At 67.2% G+C, this 25437-nt stretch carries 22 protein-coding genes; 10 read left to right on the plus strand and 12 right to left on the minus strand.

Annotated features, from left to right (window positions below; genetic code table 11):
- Window position 1: 1 nt before the first annotated feature.
- From ACYVN4_RS41765 to ACYVN4_RS41785, 5 genes are read right to left on the minus strand one after another with little or no spacing between them, the layout of a single operon-like run.
- Window positions 2-1063 (minus strand): 2Fe-2S iron-sulfur cluster-binding protein, encoded by a 1062-nt coding sequence (locus ACYVN4_RS41765; protein WP_460729241.1) that lies wholly within the window; start codon window positions 1061-1063, stop codon window positions 2-4.
- A complete protein-coding gene (locus ACYVN4_RS41770) occupies window positions 1060-1956 on the minus strand; it encodes an SDR family NAD(P)-dependent oxidoreductase (RefSeq protein WP_460729243.1) in 897 nt (298 codons plus the stop codon). The genes ACYVN4_RS41765 and ACYVN4_RS41770 overlap by 4 nt, the downstream gene beginning before the upstream one ends.
- A complete protein-coding gene (locus tag ACYVN4_RS41775; protein ID WP_460729245.1) occupies window positions 1953-3494 on the minus strand; it encodes a flavin-containing monooxygenase in 1542 nt (513 codons plus the stop codon). The genes ACYVN4_RS41770 and ACYVN4_RS41775 overlap by 4 nt, the downstream gene beginning before the upstream one ends.
- A gap of 41 nt (window positions 3495-3535) precedes the next feature.
- Window positions 3536-4417 carry a metal-dependent hydrolase gene (locus ACYVN4_RS41780; RefSeq protein ID WP_460729247.1) on the minus strand — a complete coding sequence of 294 codons (882 nt, stop codon included), beginning with the start codon at window positions 4415-4417 and terminating at the stop codon, window positions 3536-3538.
- Between the two features lie 31 nt (window positions 4418-4448).
- Window positions 4449-5309 carry a metal-dependent hydrolase gene (locus tag ACYVN4_RS41785; protein ID WP_460729249.1) on the minus strand — a complete coding sequence of 287 codons (861 nt, stop codon included), beginning with the start codon at window positions 5307-5309 and terminating at the stop codon, window positions 4449-4451.
- 122 nt (window positions 5310-5431) lie between these two features.
- Between ACYVN4_RS41785 and ACYVN4_RS41790 the strand changes: the two genes are divergently transcribed.
- Window positions 5432-6148, plus strand: coding sequence for a TetR/AcrR family transcriptional regulator (locus ACYVN4_RS41790; RefSeq protein ID WP_460729251.1), 717 nt, complete (start codon window positions 5432-5434; stop codon window positions 6146-6148).
- On the opposite strand, the gene ACYVN4_RS41795 is transcribed toward ACYVN4_RS41790, so the two are convergent.
- Entirely contained in the window at window positions 6138-6698 is a 561-nt protein-coding gene (locus ACYVN4_RS41795; protein WP_460729253.1) for a TetR/AcrR family transcriptional regulator, read from the minus strand. The genes ACYVN4_RS41790 and ACYVN4_RS41795 overlap by 11 nt on opposite strands.
- 280 nt (window positions 6699-6978) lie before the next feature.
- Here ACYVN4_RS41795 and ACYVN4_RS41800 point away from each other — a divergent pair, with 280 nt between their 5' ends.
- On the plus strand, window positions 6979-8667 hold the full coding sequence (locus tag ACYVN4_RS41800; protein ID WP_460729255.1) for a SulP family inorganic anion transporter: 1689 nt from the start codon (window positions 6979-6981) through the stop codon (window positions 8665-8667).
- Window positions 8668-8674: 7 nt separating this feature from the next.
- Window positions 8675-10474, plus strand: coding sequence for an alkyl/aryl-sulfatase (locus ACYVN4_RS41805; protein WP_460729257.1), 1800 nt, complete (start codon window positions 8675-8677; stop codon window positions 10472-10474).
- 12 nt (window positions 10475-10486) lie between these two features.
- Here ACYVN4_RS41805 and ACYVN4_RS41810 read toward each other — a convergent pair whose 3' ends face one another.
- Window positions 10487-11134, minus strand: a complete 648-nt coding sequence (locus ACYVN4_RS41810; RefSeq protein WP_460729259.1) for a TetR/AcrR family transcriptional regulator — start codon at window positions 11132-11134, stop codon at window positions 10487-10489.
- A gap of 104 nt (window positions 11135-11238) precedes the next feature.
- Between ACYVN4_RS41810 and ACYVN4_RS41815 the strand changes: the two genes are divergently transcribed.
- Window positions 11239-12492, plus strand: a complete 1254-nt coding sequence (locus ACYVN4_RS41815) for an oxygenase MpaB family protein (protein ID WP_460729261.1) — start codon at window positions 11239-11241, stop codon at window positions 12490-12492.
- 75 nt (window positions 12493-12567) lie between these two features.
- Window positions 12568-13545, plus strand: a complete 978-nt coding sequence (locus tag ACYVN4_RS41820; RefSeq protein ID WP_460729264.1) for an NAD(P)H-dependent flavin oxidoreductase — start codon at window positions 12568-12570, stop codon at window positions 13543-13545.
- 57 nt (window positions 13546-13602) lie between these two features.
- Here the strand turns inward: ACYVN4_RS41820 and ACYVN4_RS41825 are convergent, their stop codons facing one another.
- Window positions 13603-15330 (minus strand): GMC family oxidoreductase N-terminal domain-containing protein, encoded by a 1728-nt coding sequence (locus ACYVN4_RS41825; protein ID WP_460729267.1) that lies wholly within the window; start codon window positions 15328-15330, stop codon window positions 13603-13605.
- A 2-nt stretch (window positions 15331-15332) separates the two neighbouring features.
- Window positions 15333-16805, minus strand: coding sequence for a flavin-containing monooxygenase (locus ACYVN4_RS41830; protein ID WP_460729269.1), 1473 nt, complete (start codon window positions 16803-16805; stop codon window positions 15333-15335).
- A 110-nt stretch (window positions 16806-16915) separates the two neighbouring features.
- Here ACYVN4_RS41830 and ACYVN4_RS41835 point away from each other — a divergent pair, with 110 nt between their 5' ends.
- The 3 genes from ACYVN4_RS41835 (at window position 16916) to ACYVN4_RS41845 (ending at window position 19401) form a co-directional block, all read left to right on the plus strand.
- The gene (locus ACYVN4_RS41835) at window positions 16916-17974 is read left to right on the plus strand and encodes an AraC family transcriptional regulator (protein WP_460729271.1); all 1059 of its coding nucleotides are present in this window, start codon (window positions 16916-16918) and stop codon (window positions 17972-17974) included.
- Between the two features lie 109 nt (window positions 17975-18083).
- Window positions 18084-18239, plus strand: a complete 156-nt coding sequence (locus tag ACYVN4_RS41840; protein WP_460729273.1) for a hypothetical protein — start codon at window positions 18084-18086, stop codon at window positions 18237-18239.
- 4 nt (window positions 18240-18243) lie between these two features.
- Window positions 18244-19401: a YeiH family protein gene (locus tag ACYVN4_RS41845; protein ID WP_460729275.1), complete on the plus strand. Its 1158-nt coding sequence runs from the start codon at window positions 18244-18246 to the stop codon at window positions 19399-19401.
- Between the two features lie 51 nt (window positions 19402-19452).
- Here ACYVN4_RS41845 and ACYVN4_RS41850 read toward each other — a convergent pair whose 3' ends face one another.
- Window positions 19453-20607, minus strand: a complete 1155-nt coding sequence (locus ACYVN4_RS41850; protein ID WP_460729276.1) for a lipase family protein — start codon at window positions 20605-20607, stop codon at window positions 19453-19455.
- A 223-nt stretch (window positions 20608-20830) separates the two neighbouring features.
- On the opposite strand from ACYVN4_RS41850, the gene ACYVN4_RS41855 reads away from it, so the two are divergent.
- Both ACYVN4_RS41855 and ACYVN4_RS41860 read left to right on the plus strand, forming a co-directional pair.
- Window positions 20831-21400 carry an NADPH-dependent FMN reductase gene (locus ACYVN4_RS41855; RefSeq protein WP_460729278.1) on the plus strand — a complete coding sequence of 190 codons (570 nt, stop codon included), beginning with the start codon at window positions 20831-20833 and terminating at the stop codon, window positions 21398-21400.
- A 46-nt stretch (window positions 21401-21446) separates the two neighbouring features.
- Window positions 21447-22055 (plus strand): NADPH-dependent F420 reductase, encoded by a 609-nt coding sequence (locus ACYVN4_RS41860; protein WP_460729280.1) that lies wholly within the window; start codon window positions 21447-21449, stop codon window positions 22053-22055.
- Window positions 22056-22115: 60 nt separating this feature from the next.
- Here the strand turns inward: ACYVN4_RS41860 and fadD32 are convergent, their stop codons facing one another.
- Window positions 22116-23978 (minus strand): long-chain-fatty-acid--AMP ligase FadD32, encoded by a 1863-nt coding sequence (gene fadD32, locus ACYVN4_RS41865; RefSeq protein ID WP_460729282.1) that lies wholly within the window; start codon window positions 23976-23978, stop codon window positions 22116-22118.
- A gap of 158 nt (window positions 23979-24136) precedes the next feature.
- Window positions 24137-25381 carry a KasA/KasB family beta-ketoacyl-ACP synthase gene (locus ACYVN4_RS41870; RefSeq protein WP_460729284.1) on the minus strand — a complete coding sequence of 415 codons (1245 nt, stop codon included), beginning with the start codon at window positions 25379-25381 and terminating at the stop codon, window positions 24137-24139.
- Window positions 25382-25437 lie beyond the last annotated feature (56 nt).

A 25437-nucleotide genomic window follows, 5' to 3' on the forward strand; every position in this document is an offset into this window, starting at 1 on the left:
GCTACTGATCGAAAGAGATGTGCAGCGAATCGGATTCGGGCAGGGTCTGGCAGGCCAGGGTCAGGCCCTGGGCCAGTTCCTCCTCGATGAGGGATTCGTTCATGAGCATGCGGGTGCGGCCCTGCTTGACCGAGCAGATGCAGGTGGCACAGGCGGATTCGCGGCAGACGTAGGGTGCGTCGATGCCGTGGTCGAGCAGGACGTCGAGCAGCTTCTTGTTTCGCGGCCAGGGCAGGGTGTGCGTCTCGCCGTCGATATCGACGGTAACGATGGCGGATTCGGCCGAGGCCACGGGGGCCGGGCCGACCGGATCGGGATCGGCGTGCGCCACGGTGGCATGCTCGAAGGGGTTGTCGGTGAGCGAGCGGTACTTCTCCTCCCGAATGGCCCGTTCGGGCACCCGCAGCTGCCCCAATCCCTGTTTCACGGCCGAGGTGAAACCCACTGGGCCGCAAAGGTATATCTCGTGTCGCCGGTAGGGTCGGGCCAGCCCGGCGATGCCGCGGGCGGTGGGGATTCCACGCTCGGACTCCAACCAGTGCACCACGGTCAGGCGACGCGGATACCGGCGGACCAACTCCTGCAGTTGCGCCGCGAATATGATCGACGGCCGATCCCGATTCGCATAGAGGACCGCGATCTCGCCGCGGCCCAAGCGCAGCGCCGATTTGAGGATCGACATGATCGGGGTGATGCCGCTGCCCGCCGCACACAGCAGCAGATCGCGGTTCCACGAGCGGGGCGTGAAGTTGCCCACCGGTTCCAGGACCGTGAGAATGTCACCCGCGGAGACGTTGTCGCACAACCAGTTCGAGCCGTACCCGCCGGGCGTGCGTTTGATCGTGACGGTGGGGCGTTCGTCGCCGTGCGGGCTGCTCGACAGCGAATAGCAGCGAGCGACCGATCCCGTGCGCTCACTGGGCACACGCAGCGTCAGATACTGGCCCGGCGTGTAGGTGAAACGGCCGGTCAGGTCGGTGGGGATATCGAAGATCAGCGAGACCGCATCGGCGGTCTCGCTGATGACTTCGCGCACCTTGAGTTCGTGGGCGCGAGCATTCACCTGGGGCCTCCCCCTCTGCCCAGTACCAGCTCACCGAGCGACTGGATGCGATCCATCGAAAGCGGCTGGGTCATGCGGCGATTCACGCCGGGCGCAATGCGCAGCATGAAGTAGCCGAGCCAGGCTTCGGTCCGCACCGGAACGACGGCGAGATCGAAGCGGATGGAGCGCACCACGGCACGTGCGACCAGGTCGGGACTCATCGGCGAGAACGGCAGCCGCTCCGCGAGCTCCTGAATCTGCGCGGCGATCTGCTTGCCACGTTCCACCAGTGCCGGATCCACACCGACCGCGACGGCATGCTCCCCGATATTGGTGTTGATCACACCGGGGCAGATCGCGCTCACACCAACGCCTTTGGGCGCGAGTTCCAGCCGCAGGCATTCGGTCAGCATCTTCACCCCGGCCTTGGACACCGAGTACGCCGCCATTACCGGGGTCGGAGTGAAGGCCGCCGCGGAGGCGATATTCACGATGTGCCCGCGCTTGCCCTCGTCGATCATGAGCCGCCCGAACGCGCGGCAGCCGTACACGACACCGAGCAGGTTGACGCTCAGCTGCCGCTCCCAGTCCTCCGGTTCGAGGTCGAGAAACGCTCCGCTGACCAAGATTCCGGCATTGTTGACCAGCACGTCGGGCACCCCGTGGTCGGCGTGCACGTCGCGGGTGAACGCCGCCCAGGCGTGCGGGTCGGTGACGTCGAGCTGCATGGCCGTCGCCCGCTGCCCCTTGGACTGGATGAGCGCCACGGTGGCCAGCGCCGCGTCCTTGTCGATGTCCGAGACGATCACCTGGGATCCCATGCGCGCGAACCGAAGTGCCGTCGCTCGCCCGATCCCGCTGCCCGCGCCGGTGACGACGACGAGCTTCGGGTCGATGGAGTTGAGTTTCACGAGACCTCTTCGGAGAGCGCGGACGGCTGGGCCACGACGGGCGCGCCGACGGTGTAGCGGTACACGTCGAGATCGAAATGGCGGTTCTGCCAATACATCTCGCCGTGCGTGGACGGGCGGAACGGGGAGTCGCCGTGATTGTCGAGGTAGTAGGTGTTGGAGCCCTCGCAGACCGAGGTGAACAGGAAGTTCTTCTCCTGCCGCCGCAGACACCGCTGGAAGTACTCGTCGTGCACCTCCTGGCGGATCTCGACCTCGGTGGTGCCGCGCGCCCGCGATTCCGCGATGACCCGGGCCAGATGCGCCGAGGTGGCCTCGATCATCCAGATGTAGGAGCCGAGCACGAACCCGTAGGGACCGGTGATGGTGAAGGAGTTCGGGAACCCCGGCACCGAAACACCCTGGTAGGACTGGTAGCGATGCTCGTCCCAGAACTGTTCGAGATCCTTGCCGCCGCGCCCGCGCACCGGGAACGGCGGGATCGCACCCTTGTCCCACAGCTTGAATCCGGTGGCGCAGACGAGTACGTCGATCTCGTGCTCGGTGCCGTCCACGGTGACCACGCCACGTTCGGTGATCCGCGCGATGGAATCGGTGACCAGGCTGACGTCGGAGCGGTTGAACGTCCGCAGGTAGTCGTTGGACATCGACGGGCGCTTGCAGCCCAATCCGTAACGCGGCGTGAGCTTCTCCCGCAGCTCGGGATCGTTCACCTGCGACCGCATCCAGCGCCGGATCGGCGCTTCGGCCAGCCGCCGTCCGGAATTGGTCAGCCAGGTCGGCCCGACCACCATGCCGCTCATGGCGACCTCGGTGCCGATATTGCCGACCAGTCGCAGCGCCGAGCGGATGCGGCGGTTCCCCAACACCTGACGGCCGAGCGGGCCGACCTCGGCATCGTTCTTTGGGAATACCCAGATCGGCGTCCGCTGGAACACGGTCAGCTGCTCGGTCTCGTCCACGATCGCCGGAATCAGCTGCAGCGCGGTAGCTCCCGTGCCGATGACGGCCACCCGCTTGCCCGCGAGCGAGACATCGTGATCCCACATCGCGGTGTGCATGAGGGTGCCGCCGAAGTCGTCGAGCCCCTCGATGTCGGGCATCTTGGGCCGTTCCAGCCCGCCGATGGCCAGCACGATGTACCGCGCCGTGAGCCTCTGCCCGCCGTCGGTGCTCAACCGCCACAGGCTGTTCCGGTCGTCGAACTCCGCCGCCACGATGGTGGTGTTCAACCGCAGCTTGTCGCGCAGCCCGTACTTGTCGACCATGCTCTCGGCGTAGTCACGCAGTTCGGTGCCGGGTGCGAAGATGCGCGACCAGTCCCCGCGCTGCTCGTAGGAGAAGCTGTAGATGAACGACGGAATGTCCACCGCCACCCCGGGATAGGTGTTGGCATGCCAGGTGCCGCCCACCCGATCCCATTTGTCGACGATCACGAAGTCGTGAATGCCTTTGCGCTGCAGTGCGATCCCTGTGCCGATGCCGCCGAACCCGGCCCCGACCACGATGATCTCGTGGTCGGGGCGGGCGGTGGGCACACCACTGCCACCGTTTCTTCCCACTATCCCTCGCCTCCGGCTCAGCCGATTCGGTCCAGCAGTTCGCCGTCCGCGCCGAACAGCTCCTGCCGCCACTGCTCGAGCAGCGCGTTGGTATCGATATCGTCGGGATGGAAGCCCGGCCGCATATACGGGCGCATCTCCTTGAGCAGGTCCTTCACGATGGGACCGCGGTAGAGCCGGATCGATTGCCGCAGCACCTTCAACGGCCGCCAACTGCGCGGATCACTGAGGATGGAGGCGAACACACCGAGCGCGACCACCGGAATGGTGAACACGTACATGCCCGCCATCACACCGATGCGGACCGTCTCGGCTCCACCGGCATCGCGGAACACGTCGAAGGCCACCGACTTGTGCTCGAGCTCCTCGAAAGCGTGCCAGTTCAACAGATTCCACACCTCGGGATCGCCCGGGATGTCCTGGATCTCCTGGGTGCCCAGCACCCGCTTGGCCAGGGTGGCCGTGTAGTGCTCGGCCGCCGCGGTCACGGCCAGGTGCACCTGCCGGGGCACCGCGTTCTCGACCGCGATCAGACCCCGCTCCCGCAGCGCGTCGCTGCCGAAGGTGAAGATCCGGACGATCGGGAAGCCGTTCGCGATGAGCTGGTCGTTCAAGCGCCGATGCTGTTGCCCGTGCACCGCTTCCTGCCCGATGAATCCGGCCACCCGCTTCTTGAGCACGGGATCGGTGATCTCCCCGGAGAATTTGCGCACCGACCGGATGAAGGATTCCTCGCCCGGTGGGAAGGCTCCGGAGAGCACCGCGATCAGATGGGTGAGTGGGATATCGCCCTGGACGAAATGATGTGCCATCGGTTCGGGCTCACCGAACCGGAATCGCATGCGCCGCACCTTCGGATAGGGCGCGAGAGTGGAGTTTTCCTGCCGACCGATCGCCATTGGTCGGTCCTTTCTTGCGATGGAGTTGTGGTTACTTCAGGTGGTCGACGAGCTGACCGTCTTTCCCGAAAAGCTCACGCTGCCAGCGAGACAGCAGCTCGGAGGTGTCGATGTCGTCGGGGTGGAAGCCGGGGCGCAGGTACTTGGCCAGCTCCGGCATCAGGCCGCGGAAGATGGGCCCGGTGAACAGCCGATAGGTCTCGCGGGCCACGCGCACCGGCTGCCGCCGCGCGTTCTCGTCCCGGCCGACCGCCACCGCCAGGCTGACATAGGTCAGCGGCAGGGTCAGCGCGTACATGGCGAGCATGACGCCGATGCGGGTGCGTTCGCTGCCGCCGACCGCGCGGAAGACGTCGAAGGCCACCGACTTGTGCTCGAGCTCCTCGAGCGCATGCCAATTCAACAGGTTCCACACTTCCGGGTCACCCGGAATGTTCTGGATCTCGTCGCTGCCGAGCACCCGCTGCGCGAGCACCGCGGTGTAGTGTTCGGCGGCCGCGGTCATCGCCAGATGGACTTCGGGCGAGATGCGCTCCTCGATGCGCAGCATGCGCTCGATGGCCTGCGGGGAGTCCAGCCACTTGATGGGATAACCCATCTCGACCAGCTTGTCGTTGAGTTTGCGGTGTTCCTGGCCGTGCATGGCCTCCTGCCCGACGAAACCGGTGACCCGTTTGCGCAGCAGGGGATCGGTGATCCGGTCGGTCACGCGCCGGACCGAGCGGATGAAGGATTCCTCGCCGGCCGGGAAGCCGCCGGACATGCCGGCCACGAAATGGCTGTAGACCATGTCGTTCTCGACGAAGTACTTGTCGTGCGAATCGCGTTGATCGAAACGGAATTTGATGCGACGGGCCTTCGGATAGGCCTGCGCCGGAAGGGTATTCGTCATCTGACCATCCTTGGTGCAACACTAAGTACCTAGTACTACGTGTTCGATGTAAGGCCAGTGTAGGATTGTCCCAGACACCACACAAGGGGTGGGCCGTATCGAATCGAATTACAATCTGCCGCATGGCCTCCCGTCGCGACCGTCCGGCCGAGATGAAGGGTGATGCCCGCAGCGACCGCTGGCACACCCATCGCGCCTCGGTCCGCGCCGAACTCATCGAGGCCACCATCCGCGCCATCGACACGCACGGGGCCGAGCTCTCCATCGACGATGTGGTGAAAACCGCTGGTATACCGCGTCCCAAGCTGTATCGGTTCTTCGGCGACAAGGTGGAGTTGATGGCCGCGGTCAGCGGGCGGGTGCAGGAACTCATCGTCGAGCGGGTCACCCCGCACCTGGACCCGACCGGCCCCATCCGCGATGCCGTGCACACCGCACTGTCCGCCTATATCGATCTTGTCGCCGAGCGCCCCAACCTTTTTCACTTCATCGTCAGCTCACAGGTGATCACGGCCTTCGGCGCGGCGCGCTTGATCGAGGACGGCCGCCCACTGTCCGATACAGTCGCGGACTTCTTCTCCGGAGTGCTGCGGCTGCGCGGCGCGAACGGCGATCACACCCAGTTCGCGGTGGACGCCATGCTCGGCGCGGTCGGCCTGGGCGTGCTGCGCTGGCTCAACGAACCGGTCATCACCGCAAAGGAACTCACCGACGAGCTGACCGCCTTCGCCTGGGGGGCGCTCGCCGCCACCGCCGAGGCGCGCGGCCTGACCCTCGACCCCGACGCACCGCTGCTCCCACTCCCCCGGCTCAGCGAAGTGAACCAGCTCAGCGAATGAACCGCTCCACCATCCGCCGCTCGCTCGCGGCGTCGGCCAGCGGCCAGGTCAGCAGCGACAGCACCATGCGCACGATCCATTGCGCCGCTTCGTCATCGGGCGCGATCCCGGTGAGCAGGGTCGCGATCCGCCCCAGCTCCGGCGAACTCGCGAACGCCCCGTCACTGCCGCCCGCGCGGCTGCCCGCGAACCCCTTGGCCAGCACCGGGTCCGAGCGCACCGCCAGCACCGACGCCAGAATGGCCTCCACGATCCGGCGCGAACCCTCGTAGCGGCGGACCGCCGCGGTCACGCGTTCGGCCACGGCCACCGCCGATTTCGCCATCACCGCGTCGAACAATGCGGCCTTGCCCGGGAAATGGCGGTACAGCGTGGCGCGCGAACAGCCCGCCGCACCCGCCACCTCGTCCATCCCCACGTGGTCGAACCCGCGCGTCTGGAACAACTCCGCCGCGATGCCGACAATCCGGTCCGAGGCGATCGAACGCCGGACCCCGCCCGCCAGCCAGTCCACCCGCTGCCCGTTCAGCCCGACAGGTTCGGCCACCATACGCACTCCTCATTGGCGAAGATCAGGTCTCATCCTGAGATGTGCGGCCGGATTCGTCCAGTGGCGATTGCGCGGCGAGCGGGCGCGCAGATGACTGCCCGGCTGATAGCCAGTTTTAGGGAATTTCCAATTCGGTGTTAATTCCACTAGTCAACACACCTACCTAGAATTGCTGGAAGTTCACCCAACACGTGTGAGGCTCGGCGAAGACCCCACGTGACACCGTGCATTCACAGGCTCGGGCAATTCGACGGCAGATCTGCCATAGAGGAGACAGCGCGTGGACAAGGGTGTGGCGCGACTCGGTCGCCGACTCGGCAAACCCACGGCCAAGGACCTCACCTCCGGCATGGCGACCGGTCTGTTCAGCATTCCCGAGGGCATGGCCTACGCCTCCATCGCCGGATTCAATCCGGTCGCCGGTCTCTACGCGGGCGTGGTGCCGCCCATCCTGGGCTCGCTCACCGCCTCGACCGTCCTCATGATCACCACCCTGACCAGCGCCATCGCCCTGACCGGCCAATCCGCCATCGCCACCGCCGGACTCGACCCGCACGACGCGGGCAATATCGCCGCGCTCACCCTGCTGGTCGGCGTGGTCATGGTGCTGATGGGCGTGCTGCGGCTGGGCGTGGTGATGAGCTTCGTGTCCAACGCGGTCATGGTCGGGTTCTCCACCGGCATCGCGCTGCAGATCATGACCGGCGTCTTCAAGGACGCCACCGGGTACAAGCCGCCGGGGCACAACAAGCTTGTGCAGGTATGGAATTGGCTGACCGGGATCTCGCACTGGCAGTCCGCGGCCACCTGGGTCGCCATCGCGACCGTCGCGGTGTGGGCGGTAGCCCGCCTGACCCCCAAGCTCGAGGCGCTGGCCCTGCTGGTCGCCATGGTCGTGGTCAGCGTGGGCGTCGCGATCCTCGGCACCGATGTCGAGCTCGTCTCCGACATCGCCCACATCCCCGGCGCGCTGCCCGGACTGTCGCTGCCCAACTGGGATGCCATGCCGCACCTGGCGGCGGGCGCGCTGTCGGTGGCGCTGGTTGCGCTGGCGCAGGCCGCCAGCGTCGCGCCCTCCATGCCGAACCCGGACGGTAGCCGCTCCTCGGTGATCGCCGACTTCACCGCGCAGGGCATCGCGAATCTGGGCGGCGGCCTCTTCTCGGCGCTGCCCGCGGGCGGCTCGCTGTCGCGAACCGGGGTCGCGGCCGGGGTCGGGGCCCGAACCCGTTGGGCCGGTGTCTTTTCCGGTGTATTCCTGGCGCTGGTGGTCCTGACCTGCGGCAGCCTGGCCGAGCGCATTCCCATGCCGGTGATCGGCGGGCTCATCCTGGTGGTCGGCGCGGAACTGGTGTGGGGCAAGGTCAAAGACATCGAGCTGGTGTGGCGCACCTCGAAGCTGTCCACCGCCGCCATGATCGCCACGTTCGCGGCCACTACCCAGTTGCCGCTGCAGCAGGCCATCGTGATCGGCGCGGTGCTGTCGCTGCTGCTGTACTGCGTGCAGGCGGCCGGGCAGATAGAACTGGTCGGCTTGGCCCGCGACAGATCCGGGCACTGGCTCACCACGACTGTGCCGCAGGCGCTTCCGCCCGGCAAGGTCACCGTCATCGACTATCGCGGCAGCAGCTTCTTCGCCGAACTACCCCGGCTGGAATCGGCCCTGCCCGACGTGTCCGGCGCGCGCGACGCGGTGCTCGTGCTGGTGCTGCGCGCCATGCCCGACATCCCCTCCTCGGCCATCCTTCGCCTGCTCGAACGCTATAACCGCGAATTGCGTGACGCCGGAGGACGACTCGTGCTGGCGGGCGTGCAGCCGGAGCTGGCGCAGGTCATGAAGCACACCGGGCTCCTCGACGAGCTCGGACCCGACGGCGTCATCGAGACCGAACCCGAGATCTTCGGGCCGGTCACCAAGGCCGTCGACCTCGGAACCAACTGGATCAACGGTCGTAAAACCAAACAGTGAGGTGGTCATGACAGCAGCACCCGTGGATCGCACCGATTTCGACAATGCCGAGCGCGGTTTCATCGCCCGGCTCTCCCCCGCGGTCATTCCCGGCAAGAACGGCGGCGTGGCCTACGACGCCGACTCCTTCGACTTCCTGAAGGGCGAGGGCGCGGACACCGTGACGCCCAGCCTGTGGCGGCAGTCCCAGCTGACCGCCATGCATGGCCTCTACCAGGTGTGTGAGGGCGTGTATCAGGTTCGTGGACTGGACATCTCGAATATGACCCTGATCGAGTCCGACAACGGTGTCATTGTCGTCGACCCCCTGGTGAGTGCCGAGACCGCCGCCGCGTCGCTGGCCCTCTACCGCGCCAATCGCGGCGAGCGCACGGTGACCGCGGTGATCTACACCCATCCGCACGCCGACCACTTCGGTGGCGTGCTCGGGGTCGTGGAGCCCGACACCACCGTGCCGATCATCGCGCCCGAGCACTTCATGGAACACGCCGTGTCGGAGAACGTGTACGCCGGTACCGCCATGCTGCGGCGCGGTGGCTACTACAGCGGGGCGACCCTGCCGCGCGATCCGCGCGGTGTCGTCGGCATGGGACTCGGACCGGTCGCGTCAGGTGGCGAATTCGGCCTGCTGGCACCGACTCTCGACATCACGGCCACCGGCCAGGAGGAAGTGGTCGACGGAGTGCGGCTCATTTTCCAGATGACGCCGGGCACCGAGGCCCCGGCCGAGATGAACTTCCTGCTGCCCGATCGCAACGCCCTGTGCATGGCCGAGAACGCCTGCCACACCCTGCACAACATCCTCACCCTGCGTGGCGCGCAGGTGCGGGACTCCCGCATGTGGTCACGCTACATCGCCGAAGCGATCGAAATGTTCATCGACCGCGCCGATGTGGTGTTCGCCTCGCATCACTGGCCCACCTGGGGTCGCGACAACATTCTGGAATTCCTTACCCAGCAAAGAGATACGTACGCCTACCTGCACGACCAGACGGTACGGCGGATGAATCAGGGCGAGATCGGCAGCGAGATCGCCGAGGACTTCCCGCTGTCACCCGAACTCGCGGCCCAGTGGAACAACCGCGGGTACTACGGCTCGATCAGCCACGACGTGAAGGCCATCTACCAGCGTTATCTCGGCTGGTACGACGCCAATCCGGCGCACCTGTGGCAGCATCCGCCGCAGGCGCAGGCCACCCGCTACGTACAGTTGCTCGGTGGCGTCGACGCCACCGTGGCCAAGGTGAGGGAATTCGCCGACCAGGGCGACCTGCGCTTCGCGGCCGAACTGGGCAGCCACGCGGTCTTCGCCGATCCGTCCCATACCGGGGCCCGGCAGACCCTGGCCGAGGTCTACGAGCGACTCGGCTTCGGCTCCGAGAACGCCACCTGGCGCAACTGCTTCCTCACCGGCGCACAGGAACTCCTGCAGCCGGTGGCCTCGACGCCCCTGACGGCGAGCGCCGCGGTAGCGCTGGCCATGAGCATCACCCAGCTGTTCGACACCCTCTCGCTGAACGTGGTGGGATCCCGAGCGTGGGCGGAGAAGTTCAGCATCGCTTGGCATTTCACCGACAGCGGCGAGAACTACCACATGGAACTGAGCAACGGCGCCCTCATCCACCACCCGGCCACCCGCAAGCGGGATGCCGATCTCGACATCACCCTCACCAAACTCGGTCTGCTGCAACTGATGGCCACCGGTTCGTTCGACACCCTGCAGACCACCGGCGACACTGGCGTCTGGCAACGGCTGATCGCCCTGCTCGACAAGGCCGACCCGAACTTCGCGGTCGTCACCCCCTAGCGGGAAAACCGTTCAGCTGGCGGCCATTTCGCGCTGCACGGTGGTGGTGATCTCCGAGGCGGTGAGGATCATCGCCACCAGGAAGTCGACGAGCTGGGCACGGTCGATGTCCAGCTCACCCCGCAGCCATTCGATGAGGATTTCCAGGCCCCCGTGGGCGACGGTGCGGGCGGCGAGCCGGGAATGCAGGCCCTCGACGGCGGCTTCGCCGAGCAGTTCGCGGCCCTGGTCGAGCATGACCTCGGCGACCACGCCGACGAGATCGGTTCGGCGCTGGCGCAATTCGTCGGTGGTCTGCATGTCGATGGCGAGGCGGCGGCGGGCCGGGTGGTCGGCGATGGCGGTCACCCCGGCCTCGACGACGGCCCGCAGACGGATGCGGGTGTCGGCGGGGGCGGTGGCGATGACGCCCATGACGGCGGCGACGACCTCGGCGAGCTGCTCGTCGACCAGCTCGTAGAGCAGTCGGTCGGCGTGGCCGTACGCCTCGTAGAAGTAGCGGTCGTTGAGGCCCGCACGGGTGCACAGTGCGCGCACCTTCAGGCCCGCGATGCCCTCCTCGGCAATGACCTCGAGCGCCACGCCACGCAGTTGTTCGCGCCGCTGGGCCCGGCGCTCGTCGGCGCTGAGTCCGGCGTATCGGCCCCGGGGTGTCTCCACGATTCCGCCCTGTCTGTTGCCTGGCCGCTCAGTTTGGTGAAGACTATCACCAAAGTTCTGGTGAAGACCTTCACCAGAGACTGAGCGCACACAGGAGGCACGCAATGGCGCGTACCGAGCAGCTGCCCGATCCGGTGATCTTTCGGGAGTTCCCCTTCAATGTCGGCATCCGCCTGATCGGTCCCGGCGACATCCGCCCGACGCCCGAACAGCAGGCCGCCTACCGCAGATTCACCACGATGGGCGACCCGCTCGCCGACGCGGTGGTCGAGATGTTCCGGCGACTGCCCACCGGCACCGGTCGTGCCATGTTCGAGACGGCCCTGGAAAACGGCATCGACGCGGTGCCGGACGCACCCGCCGAGCTGAAAGCCTTTTTCGCGCACGTGGATTCGGTGCCGTTCTGGCTCGATCAGGACAAGCTGGACCGGGCGGCGCGGGTGAGCGGCCGGGTCGGGCCGTGGGCAACCAACCTTGCGCTGTCGATGTTTTCGCTCAATGGCGGCTACCTCGCCTCACGGGCGGGCAAGGTGCTCGTCGGCACCGGCGGACTCTCGGCCGAGGCCATGGCCCCGCGCCGGGTCGTCGAGACCGCGACCTGGTGGATCGACGTGACCGGTCCGGGCGGGCTGGAACGGTTCGCGCCGGGCTTCAAGAACACCGTGCGGGTGCGGATCATGCACGCGCAGGTGCGGGCGGGCATGAACCGACGGCCGGACTGGGACTACGAGAATTGGGATCACCCCATCAACCAGTCCCTGACCGCGGGCACGCTGATGTTGTTCTCGCTGGCCACCATTGCCGGGTGCAATGCCGTCGGCCTGACGTTCTCCAAGAAGGAGAAGGCGGCGGTCTACCACCTGTGGCGCTATGTCGGCCACCTGATCGGGCTCGATCCGGAGATCCTGCCCGCCGACGAAACCGACACCTGGCGACTGCTGTGGTTGCAGGCCGACTACGAGTTCCTGCCGGACGAGGATTCGCGCGCGCTGTCGAAGGCGCTGGTGTCGGCGCTCGGCCCGATCTACGGCTTCGACGGACCCGGCCTGCGCGCGCGGGCGTTGCGGCACATCTTCACGATGTACTCGGTCTCGTACAGCCGAATCCTGTTGGGCAAGACCAATTCCGACTTCCTGGAGATGCCCTACAGCCGCGTCTTCCTGGCGGCGGTGCTGGCCACGGCCGCGGTCAACGGCGCACTGGAGATTCCGCGGCGGCTCATTCCGGGCGCGACACGATGGAGCGAGCGGATGGGCCGGCGCGTCACCGAGCGCATGATGCTGCGGGCCGCACAGGTGAACAGCCCCGATCGCAGTTACGCCCGTCACGACCGGCTGGCCGCGACCCGCGCCGCCTGATCTACTTACCGGCTAGTAGCGTTTGTCCCTTAGAAGGGGTTTCAGGGGAAGCCCCTGAGAGTTACGAGAGTTGATATGACCCTGCCGCCCATCCTCTCTGAGCGCCTGCGCCTGCCCGCGGTCGCTTCGCCGATGTTCATCGTGTCCGGACCGGAGCTGGTCATCGCCCAGTCCAAGGCCGGGATCGTGGGCTCGTTCCCGTCGCTGAACGCGCGGCCGCAGTCGCTGTTCAAGGAGTGGCTGGTGCGGATCAACGAGGAGCTGGCCAAGCACGACGCCGACAATCCGGAGCAGCCGTCCGCGCCCTACGCGGTGAACCTGATCGTGCACAAGAGCAATGACCGGCTCGAGGAGGATCTCACGACGGTCGTCGAGCACAAGGTGCCGATCGTCATCACGTCGCTGGGCGCACGACCCGACGTGAACGAGGCCGTGCACTCCTACGGCGGCATCGTGCTGCACGACATCATCAACAATGTGTTCGCGCACAAGGCCGTCGAGCGCGGTGCGGACGGCCTCATCGCGGTGGCATCGGGTGCGGGCGGGCACGCGGGCACACAGTCGCCGTTCGCGCTGCTGTCCGAGATCCGCGAATGGTTCGACGGGCCGCTGCTGCTATCGGGTGCTATTGCCCACGGCCGCAATATCCTGGCCGCCCAGGCCGCGGGCGCGGACCTGGCCTACATCGGCTCGGCGTTCATCGCCACCGACGAGGCCAATGCCGTCCCCGGCTACAAGCAGATGATCGTCGACTCCGCCGCCGGTGACATCGTCTACTCCAACCTCTTCACCGGCGTGCACGGCAACTACCTGCGCGGCAGCATCACCGCCGCGGGCATGGACCCCGACAACCTGGCCCAGTCCGACCCGACCGCCATGGATTTCGGCACCGGCGAAGCGGATCCGGCCACCCCCGGGGCCAAGCCGTGGAAGGACATCTGGGGCTCCGGCCAGGGCATCGGCGCGGTGGACCGCGTCGGCCCGGCCGCGGACCTGGTGGAACGCCTCATCCGCGAATACGACGAGGCCAAGGCGCGCCTGCTGGCGCTCTGACCGGCAGCACCGAATCACCGCGAAGGGCGGGCGCATTCCGCGCCCGCCCTTCGCTTTTCAGGACTCCGCCGGTGTCTTCACGTTCTCATTGAAGCCGACCAGGGGCAGCCGCAATGCCGCCGGAGCGGTGGGCGGCACGACCGGACTACGCGGTGCGGTCGCGGCGATGCGCCGGTAGGCCGCACCTAGGTCCGGGCGGGGATCGGGCTCACCCTTGTTGGGCCACAACGAGACCGCGCGTTCGGCCTGGGCGGTGATGGTGAGCGACGGGTTGACGCCGAGGTTGGCGGAGATGGTGGAGCCATCGATGATGTGCAGGCCGGGGTGGCCGTACAGGCGGTGATACGGGTCGACGACGCCGGTGGCGGACGAGTCGCCGATGACACAGCCGCCGATGAAATGTCCGGTCATGGGGATGTTCAGGATGCCGGAGCTGGCCCCGATCGGGATGCCGTCGATGGCGTCGGCGACGCGGCGGGCGACCTCGTGCCCGGCGGGAACCCAGGTCGGATTGGGTTGGCCCTCACCTTGTTTGGTGGTCATACGGCGGCCGAACAGGCCGCGCTTCGTGTAGGTGGTGATGGAGTTGTCCACCGACTGCATGACCAGCAGCCCGATGGTCCGCTCGGACCAGTGCCGCGAATTGTGCACGCGCACCGCGTCACGAGGGCGGCGGCGGGCCGTGCGCAGCCAGAGCCGCCAGCGGGGAGTGTCGCCCTCGTCGTCGACCATGAGGGTGCTCATCACGCCGAAGGCATTGCTGCCCTTGCCATACCGCACCGGTTCGACGTGGGTGTCGTGATCGGGATGGATGGAGGACGTGATGGCCACGCCCTTGGTGTAGTCCGACTGCGGGTCGCGGCTTCGCACGCCGAGCAGCTCCTCGGAATTGGTGCGCGACAGATACCCCAGGCGATCCGAGATCCCGGTGAGCGACCCCTTGTCGCGCAGCCGGTGCAGCAGCCGCTGGGTGCCGAGCGCGGCAGCGGCGAAAACCACCTGTTCGGCGGTGAATTCGCGCCGCTTGCGACCGAACGGGCGGCCGGTGCGGACGGTTTCCACCGCATAGCCGCCACCGGACAACGGCCGTACATCGGTGACCGTGGTCAGCGGATGCACTGCGGCACCGGCCTTTTCGGCCAGGTACAGGTAGTTCTTGACCAGCGTGTTCTTGGCATTGTGGCGGCAACCGGTCATGCATTCGCCGCAGTGGGTGCAGGTGCGCCGGGCCGGTCCGGCCCCGCCGAAGAACGGATCCGGCACGTCCTCACCCGGACGGCGACCAGGCCCGCCGAAGAAGACGCCGACGGGGGTGGGCCGGTAGGTGTCACCGATTCCCATGTCCTCGGCCACTTCCCGCAGCACGCGGTCGGTGGGCGTGGTGGCCGGATTAGCCGTCACGCCCAGCATGCGTTTGGCCTGGTCGTAGTGCGGCGCGAGCTCGTCGCGCCAGTCGGTGATGTGCCCCCACTGGCGGTCGGCGTAGAACTTCTCCGGCGGCTCGTAGAGCGTATTGGCGTAGACGAGCGAGCCGCCGCCGACCCCCGCGCCCGCCATCACGAAGGTGTCCTTCAGCAGCGCCAGGCGCTGAATTCCGAAGCAGCCCAGCGCCGGTGCCCACAGGTAGCGCCGCAGCCGCCAGGACGTCTGCGCGAACTCGTGGTCCTCGAAGCGCCGCCCGGCCTCCAGTACGCCGACGCGGTACCCCTTCTCGGTCAGCCGCAGCGCGCTCACGCTGCCGCCGAAGCCGGAACCGATGACGAGGACGTCGTAGTCGAATCGCATTGCTACTCCTGGGATGCGGCGACCGGCACGAGCCGGTAGTCGGAGGGATTCAGGCGGCGGGTCTCGCGCCGGTAGCCGGTGACGGTGCCCGGCCAGTTGTTGGTGATGCGTCCGGCGTCGTTGCGATACCAGCTGGTGCAGAAGTTCCACACCGAACGGCCCAGGCGGCCTTGGATTCTCGCGTCGTACCCGGCCTCGACCTCGGGCCGCACGTCCAGCACGCGGCCGGGACGGCGGGCCAGCAGTTCGACCGCCTGCCGCACATAGCGGGTCTGGGATTCGATGATGTGCACGATCGAGCCTGCGCCCAGGTTGGTGTTGGGCCCGTAGAGCAGGAACAGATTGGGGAATCCGCTCACGGTGATCCCCTTGAAAGCCCGTGCACCACCGGCCCATTCGTCGTGCAGCTTGCGGCCCTGGCTGCCGGTGACGGTCATCGGCCACAGGAATTCGGTGCCCTTGAACCCGGTGCCGTAGACGATCACGTCGACCTCGTGCAGAACACCGTCGGCGGTGCGCACGCCGGTCGGGGTGATCTCGGTGATGCCGTTCGTCTCCACGTGCACATTGGGCTGGGTCAGGGCCGGGAAGTAGTCGTTGGAGAACAGCCCGCGTTTACAGCCGGGCGGTGCGTCGGGAGTCAGCTTGGCGCGCAACACCGGATCGGCCACCTGCTTCTCCAGGTGCCGGGTGCTGATCCGGCTGACGATCGGCCGGATGGCGGGAAGGTCGACGATGCTCAGCGACACCGTCTCGCACAGCATCCACCAGGCCAGCCGTTCGGCCAGCAGCACCGGCGGCACCCGATCGAACAGCGCCTGCCGCAGCGGGCCGTAATCGGTGTCGGGCTTGGGCAGGATCCAGGTGGCCGAGCGCTGGAACAGCGTCAACGCGGCTACATCCGGCTGGATGGCGGGCACGAATTGGATTGCGCTGGCGCCGGTTCCGATCACCGCGACCCGCTTGCCGCGCAGGTCGACCCCGTGATCCCAGTCGGCCGAATGGAAGGTGTCCCCCGAAAAGCTGTCGGCCCCCGGGATATTCGGTACGGACGGACGCGAGAGCTGGCCCACCGCCGACACCACGATGTCGGCCGTCAGTTCGGTGCCGTCGGCGATGCGTACGGTCCACTGCCCGGTGGCATCGTCGAATTCGGCGGCGGTGACCTCGGATCCGAACCGGATGCGGTCGAGCAGCCCGTACTTCTCGGTCAGCCCGCGCAGGTACCGCTGGATCTCGGCCTGCGGCGCGCAGCGCTTCGACCAGGACGGGTTCGGTTCGAAGGAGAACGAGTACAGCGGGGAGGGCACATCGCACTCCGCGCCCGGGTAGGTGTTCTCCCGCCACACCCCGCCCACGTCGTCGCCGCGCTCGAGGATGACGAAGTCGTCGATCCCGGCGCGCCGTAGCTCCAGCGCCATGCCGATGCCGCCGAACCCGGTGCCGATGATGACGATCGACGGGCTGCCGTTCATGCGTCCCTCTCCTCACTGCGATGTGATCGGATTCGACGCTACGACCTGCGGTTATCCGGACATGAAAGAGCGGAGGCCAGAAAATCAATACTTTCGGCCATAATGGCCGCATGAGCACGGTCGAGGAACCGGACGTCCGAACCTGGAACTTCCCGCGCGGCACCGCCAGTGTCGCGGTCATGACCGAGTTCGCGGCCGAGCACGGCGTCCCGGTCGCGCGCATGCTCGCGGGCACCGGCCTCACCGAGGGCCGGCTCACCGACGCCGAGGCGCAGATACCCGCCGAGACCGAACTGGCCGTGGTCCGCAATCTGCTGCGCGAACTGCCGGACCGGCCCGCGCTCGGCGTCGAGGTCGGCCGCCGCTACCGGATCAGCACCTTCGGCATCTTCGGCTATGCCTGCGTCACCAGTCCCACCCTGCGCGAGGCGATCTCGCTGGCATTGCGCTACTACCGGCTCGGATTCGCCTTCTGCACACCGATCGTGGAGTCCCGCCCACGCGAGGTGGTGACCTGGATCCACCACGACACCGTGCCCGCCGACGTGCAGCACTTCCTGGTCGAGCGCGACATCGTCGCCATGCACCGGGTGATGAGCGATCTGCTGGGGTCGCGCGTCGACTTCAGCCGCGCCGAATTCGGTTACCCGGACCGCGATTCCGGCGCCCGGCTGGAATCCCTGTTCGGCGTGCCGCCCCGATTCGACCGCCCGCACACCGTCTTCGGCATCGATCCGGACCTGCTGGCCCGTCCCCTCCCCCAGGCCAATCAGCCCACCTGGGCGGTGTGCGTGGCCCAGTGCCGCGATCTGCTGCACCGCCGTAGCGCCCGCACCGGCATTGCCGCCGAGGTGCGCGACCGGCTGCTGCCCGGTTCCGGCACAACGGGTTTCACCACCCCGCCCACGCTCGACGCCGTGGCCCGTGATCTCAATGTCAGCGCCCGCACGCTGCGCCGCCACCTGGAGGCCGCGGGCACCTCCTACCGGGCGCTGCTCGACGAGGTCCGCCACACCCTGGCCGAGGAAATGCTCACCGCCACCCCGCTCTCGGTGGACGACATCGCGATTCGCCTCGGCTACGCCGAAGCCACCCCGTTCATCCACGCCTTCAAACGCTGGACCACCACCACACCCGCCGCGTACCGCCGCGCGCAACGGCACGGCTGAGATCCAGAGGGCCACGGCTGAAATCAGCCCGATTCCAACGCTGTCCGAATTCCGCCGAGAGCCCCATCATTCACGTGCTGTACTGCACGTTCTTACCTGGAGGCCCCTGGTGACAAGTCCTGATCCCGCGCCGGAGACATCCGGTGCCCGACCTTCGTGGCCGGACGCCCTGGGGCGTCTGGGTGCCGACTGGTGGTCGGTAATCGTGTCGGGCGTGGTGGTCGCGCTCGCCGTGTTCGACGTCCTGCCGAAGATTCCGTGGTGACCTCATGAGTGACATCAGCACCCCCGACCTGACCAAGACCTCCGCCGAAACCCGCGGCGACGACGAGGCTTTCGACGAGCCGTCCGGTCCACTGACGCTCGCCCGCCTGCTGAGCTATGTCCCCGGCGTCCTGCTTCTCATCGTGGTCGGCCTGCTCGGCAAGTACGCCGAGATCTGGTGGCTGAAGATCGCCAAGCACGAGCACTGGACCGTCCCCGATATCGAATACGTGCTGTGGGCCATCCTGATCGGCCTGCTCATCACCAATACCGTTGGCCTGCACCCGATCTTCAAGCCGGGCATCGGCACCTACGAGTTCTGGCTCAAGATCGGCATCATCGCCCTGGGCGCGCGCTTCGTGCTCGGTGATGTGGCCAAGCTGGGCGGCACCAGCTTCCTGCAGATCCTGGTCGACATGACCGTGTCCGGCGCGATCATCCTGCTGGTGGCCCGCTACCTCGGACTGTCCGGCAAGCTCGGATCACTGCTGGCCATCGGCACCGCAATCTGTGGCGTCTCCGCGATCATCGCGGGCAAGGGCGCGATCCGGGCCCGCAATTCCGATGTCTCCTATGCCATCGCGGCCATTCTGGCGCTCGGCGCGGTGGCGCTGTTCGCGCTGCCGCCGCTGGGGCACGCCATCGGCCTGAGCGATCACGAGTTCGGGCTGTGGGCGGGTCTGGCCGTCGACAACACCGCCGAGACCACCGCCACCGGCTACCTGTTCTCCGACGAGGCGGGCAAGATCGCGGTGCTGGTGAAGTCGACCCGCAACGCACTGATCGGCTTCGTGGTGCTGGGCTTCGCCGCCTACTGGGCCTCGCGCGGTGAGGCCGACGCCATCGCACCGGGCCTGCGCGCCAAGGCGTCGTTCGTGTGGTCGAAGTTCCCGAAGTTCGTGCTGGGCTTCCTGGCCGTCTCGGCGCTGGCGACCGTGCACTGGCTCAACAAGGCTCAGGTTGCCAACCTGGGCGCGGTGTCGCGCTGGGCGTTCCTGCTGACCTTCGCGGGCGTCGGGCTCAACACCAACATCCGCGAGCTGGCCCGCACCGGCTGGCGACCGCTGGTCGTCGCGGTGGTCGGCCTGGTGACGGTGGCCGTCGTGTCGCTGACCTTGGTGCTGTTCACCTCCCGCGTCCTGCACTGGGGCGTCGGGAACTGAGCCGGAATCGACAAAGCCGGGAATCCGTTCGGATTCCCGGCTTTCGTCATCTCAGGCCCCGCGCTGCAGTTCGACCGTGCGGGATTCAGCGAAGCGTTCGGCCAGGAACCGCATGGCCGGACCGGCGAAAGCCAGTGCGCCGCCGATATGTTCACGACCTTGCATGGTGAGCATGGTGACGTCCGCGCCCAGCGCCTTCCACTCCTCCGCCAGCCGCACGGCCTGCGGATACGGAATGATCTGCTCGCTGGTGCCGCCCGCCACCAGAACCGGTGCGGCGGGAGCGATTCCGCCCAGCCGATTCTCCAGCAGCCGCGCCTTCACCTCGGGCACCTCGAACGGCGGCCGGTGCGTGTAGGTCGAGACCTTGGTGGGCACGACCAGGCCCGCACCGATGCCGACCACGGCCGCGACTCCGGCGTGGGTACGCCGCGCCAGCGCGGCCAGGACCCGGCCTCCGGCGTTGAGGTGCTGCAGCACATCCAGTTCCGGATAGGCGGCCTCGATGCCGAGCACGCCGTAGAACAGCAGCACCGCGTACGGGGTGTCGTCGAGGAACTTCACCATGTCGACCAGATCGGCCGGGGCCGAGCCGACCGCGCCGCCGACCAGCGGCAGATCCGGTGCGTAGGTGGGCTGCAGCTGCAGGGCCCAGCCCGCCGCGTTGCCGCCCTCGGAGTAGCCGTAGATGCCCAGCGGGCCGTCGGGATCCAGTTCCGCCTCGGGCAGACGACGCGCGGCGCGCATGCTGTCGAGCACCGCGGGCCCCAGCGCCTTGCCCATCACGTAGGGGTGCAGACCGGGGCTGCCGAGACCGGGGTAGTCGGTGATGGCGAGCGCCCAGCCGCGGCGCAGCGCGGCCCGCAGGAACAGCGACTCGTATTCGATGCCGTAGCGCAGCTGCCACGACGCGGCGGCGACGGTATTGGCCAGGCCCTGCGTACCGACCGCATACCCGACCAGCGGGCGCGATCCGGGGCCGCGCCACGGGGTGTTCGGGACCAGCACGGTGCCGGTGACCTGCGTCGGGTCACCCTTGGCGGTGGTCGTGGTGTAGCTGATGCGCCAGGCGCGAGCAGGCAGTTTCAGACCGGGCAGCATCCTCGCGGTCATCGGTTCGGCGGCCAGCAGCCGTCCGGGTCCGAACGCACCGGGATGTCCGGCACCGACCGCCGCCTCGTCGAAGCGGTTGGTGTTCGCAGTCATCGTTGCCTGCCCTTCTCGCACAAACTCGCGTTATGCAGTTGTCGCACAACCGGATCCGGGCGTTACAGCTGTCCCGGACAGTCCTGCTTGTTCGAAACCATACCCAGAATGGAAGATAACGACACTTCTTGTCACAACAACTCCCACTTATTGGGATGGCCCATCCGAGACAACGGTCACACCGTCCCGAAATACTCCCGGCCCCAGCCACGTTGCCGAAGTCGTGACCATTCCCCGCATCCTGCTGGTCTCCGGCAGCACGCGCGCCGGCTCGACCAACAGTGCCGCCCTGCGCACCATCGCCGCCGACGCCGGTCCCGACCTGGACGTCCGCCTCTATGACGGACTGCTCGGGCTGCCGCCCTTCATACCCGGGGAAACCGACGAGCCGGAGCCCGTGCTGGCCCTGCACCGGGAGCTCGCCGAGGTCGACGCGGTCCTGTTCTGCACCCCGGAGTACGCGGGCATGATCCCGGGCAGCCTCAAGAACCTGCTCGAATGGACCATCGGCAATGCCGATCTCAGCGATAAGCCCGTCGCCTACGTGAATGTGGCCTTCGAGGGCCGCGGCGAGGCCGCCGTCGCCACCCTGCGCACCGTGGTCGGCTACGCCGGAGCCGAGCTGGTGGAGGCCGCCAGCGGTCGGATCACCGTGCTCCAGAGCGATATCGGACCGGACGGCCTGGTCGCCGAACCGGACGCCCGCGCCCGGCTCCTTGCCGCCGCCCGAGCCCTGGCCACACACGCGACCCGCCCGGCCGAGCCCGCCACCTCGGTGTCGCTCGGTAGCTGATTTACTGAAGGTCAGGAAACCCCTCCGGACACAGGAGTGTGCGGGCATGGACGTGGGAATCTTCGGGGCCGGTCATTTCGGTCTGAGCCTGGCAGGTCTGTTCGATCGCGCGGGGCACACCGTGCACATCGCCAGCCACCACCTCGACGAGTTGTCGGACCTGGTGACCGAGCGGGGACTGCGCCACACCTACCCCGGCGACATCGATCTGGTCACCGGCTCCTCGACCATCCTCATCGGTGCGGTCCCCTGGCTCCAGTTACCGGCCCTGGCAAAGGAACTCCCCGATCTGGAGGGCAAGATCTGGGTCGACCCGGCCAATCCCTACGTCCGCGAGGACGACGGCACCGTCACCCTGCTGTCCACCGACGGCCGCCCCACCAGCGCGGTGGTGGCCGAGCTGTTCCCGAAGGCACAGCTGGTCAAGGCCTTCAACAACTTCACCACGCCCATGTTCCGGTCCGGCCCGCTGACCTCGCTGGGCCGCATCGTCGCACCGATGGCCGGTGACCACCCGGCCGCCCTGTGCCGGGTGGCCGAGCTGATCAAGACGACCGGCTTCGTCCCCATCATCATCGGCAATATCACCGACAGCACCGCCCTGGAGCCGAACGGTTCACTGCACCGCCTGTCCATACCGCCGATCGCACCCTGAAAAGCCGAGTGGCACACCAGCAGGTGCGCCACTCGGAAATCGGTTGTGCCACTATTCGATTCAGTCGACCTGGTCGGGGAACGCCTGCTGGCGATGACCGCCACGCAGGGTGCCTTCGAGATAGGCCGCCTTGCAGGCACGCCGGGCGATCTTGCCGCTGGAGGTGCGCGGGATGGACCCCGCGGGAACCAACAGCAGGTCGCGGACGGTGACACCGTGGCGTTTGGCAATCGCCGCGCGCACGGTTTCGGTGATCGGCTCCGGGTCGAGTTTGGCTGCGCCCGTGCCGCGTTCGGCCACGATGACCAGTTGTTCGGTGGCGTCGGCGGCGACCGCCTCGGCCGGGAGCTGGTTCGCCGACACCGAGAAGGCGGCCACGAATCCGGGCCGCAGGGCGGTGCTGGACTCCTGGGCGGAGTACTCCAGATCCTGCGGATAGTGGTTGCGGCCGTCCACGATCACCAGGTCCTTGACGCGGCCGGTGATGAACAGCTCGCCGTCGTAGTACGCACCGAAATCGCCGGTGCGCATCCAGTTCGCCTCCGCCGCAGCACCTTCCGCGTGCGAGCCGGACTGCCGTGCGGTGAGCCGGTTATGGAAGGTGGCCTCGCTCTCCTCCGGCCGACCCCAGTAGCCGCGGCCGATGTTCGCACCGTGCAACCAGATCTCGCCGACCTCACCGTCGGGCCGTTCCGCGCCGGTCTGCGGATCCACGATCACCGCCCACTGCGAATTCGCGACGTAGCCGCAGGACACCTGGGCCACCGCATTTTCCGCGTGTTCGTCGACCTCCACCATGTGCCCGGCATTGAGCTGCACGCGATCCACCCAGACCGCCCGCGCCTCGTCCTCACGCTTGGTGGCGGAGACGAACAGGGTGGCCTCGGCCATGCCGTAGCAGGGCTTGATGGCGGTCTTGGGCAGGCCGTAGGGCGCGAAGGCCTCGTTGAACTTGCGCATCGAGGTGACCGACACCGGTTCGCTGCCGTTGATCAGGCCGATCACATTGGACAGGTCCAATTCCTCACCGGCCTTGGGCAATCCGCGGGCGGCGGCGTGCTCGAAGGCGAAATTCGGTGCGGCGGCGAAGATCTCGGCGCCGTCCTCCTGGGCGGCGAGCTCCTTGATCCAGCGGTGCGGCCGGCGCACGAAGGCGCTGGGCGACATGATGGTGATGTACTTGCCGCCGATGGTGGGCAGGATCGCGCACAGCAATCCCATGTCGTGGAACAGCGGCAGCCAGGTGACGCCGCGGGCCATCTCGGTGATGCCGATGGCGTCGATCATCTGCAGCAAATTGGTACCGACCGCCCGGTGCGTGATCTCTACGCCGGCCGGAGTGCGGGTCGAACCGGAGGTATACTGCAGGTAGGCCACATCGTCCATCTGCAGATTCGGGCGCACCCAGCTCTCACCCACACTGTCCGGAATCGCCTCGACCGCGATGATGCGCGGACGCTGCGGCGCGGGCAGGTGTTTGAAGATCTCGCGCACCCCCACCGCGGCCGAACCGACCGTCAGAATCGCCGACGGCGCGCAATCGTCGAGCACGGCGTGCAGCCGATCGCTGTGGCCCTGCTCCTCCGGATCGAACAGGGGCACCGCGATATTGCCCGCGTACACCGCGGCGTACATGGCCACGATGTAGTCCAGGCCCTGGGGCGCCAGGATGGCGACGCGGTCCCCCGGCTGCGTGACCTGCTGCAGCCGGGCGGCCACGGCACGCAGCCGGACACCGAAGCGGTTCCACGTGAGGTCGTGGTACTCACCGTCGCGTTCACGCGAATAGTCGATAAAGCGGTAGGCGAGCTCGTCCCCGTTGACCGCGGCGTGCTTGTCGACCAGGTCGACCATGGTCTGGTTCTCAGGGATCTTGATGTTGCCGTGCTCGTCCAGAACGTCTTCGAAGGTCTCGCCGATCATTCCCTATCCTTCTTCAACTCACAGTCGAGAACTGTGCAGTGACACCGAACAAAGATCGACACCGAAAGCCCGAATGTAGCTGGGGGCTTGGGGACTCTAGCAGGTGTCGGATTCCCGCGTCACCGAGTACGAACGAAATACCACCCGGGAAAAGCGACTCAGTACCGGCCGAACGCGATGGCCACGTTGTGGCCGCCGAAGCCGAAGGAGTTGTTGATGGCGTAGTCGTAGTTGCCGGGCCGGGCCTGTCCGTGCACCACATCGAGGTCGATCTCGGGGTCCTGGTGCTCCAGATTCAGTGTGGCGGGGATGATTCCGTCACGCACGCTGAGCACGGTGATGACCGACTCCAGCGCACCGACCGCACCGATGGAATGCCCGAGGGCGGACTTCGGCGCGTACACCGCGGCGTGGTTGCCGACGGCTTGCTTGATGGCGTTGGCCTCCGCCGTGTCGCCGATCGGCGTGGCGGTGGCGTGCGCATTGATGTGCGACACATCGGCTTTCGAGATGCCCGCGTACTCCATGGCGCGGCTCATGGCGCGCGCCGCGCCGGTGCCCTCGGGATCCGGTGCGACCAGGTGGAAGCCGTCGGAGGTGATGCCCGCGCCCATGATCCGGGCGTGAATGGTGGCGCCGCGCGCGAGCGCGTGCTCCTCGGTCTCGATGACCATCAGGGCTCCGGCCTCACCGAAAACGAAACCGTCGCGGTCCTTGTCGAACGGCCGGGACGCGCCCTTGGGATCGTGATTGCGGGTGCTCATGGCGCGCATCATGGAGAACCCGGCGATGGGCAGCGCCTGGATGGAACCCTCCACGCCACCGGTGACCACCATGTCGGCATCGCCCATGACGACCATGCGCCAGGCATTGGCGATCGCCTCGGAACCGGACGAACAAGCCGAAACAGGCGTGGACACACCGGCCCTCGCCTGTAACTCGACGCCGACGCACGCCGCCGCGCCATTGGGCATGACGCCCTGCACGGTATGCGGAACCACCTTGCGGTAGCCGCCGTTGACCAGCTTGTCGCGCGCGGACATGAGCATCTCCGCACCGCCCAGTCCGGTGCCGATGGAGACGGCCAAACGATCCTTGTCCACCTCGGGATTCCCGGCATTGGCCCAGACCTCGCGACCCAGCACCACCGCCATCTGCTCGACATACGACCAGCGGCGCGCCTCGGCCTTGCTGACCTGATCGGTCGGCGAGACCTTGAGGTGGCCGCCGATGCGGACCGGCAGGCCGAAGTCGTCCAGGAAGCTGTCCTCGAGAACGTCGATTCCGCTCTCGCCGTTGAGTAGTCCCTTCCACGTCGAGTCGATGTCACCCGCGATCGAGGTGGTGGCCGCGAGTGCGGTGACCACGACGTTGGGGTATTTCCTGTGGTTGGGCGTCTGCATGTTCACTCTCCGTAGCAATGCTTCGGCGAACCTTGATCGATCCGCGTGGGCTGTCA

The organism is Nocardia heshunensis (assembly GCF_054782115.1).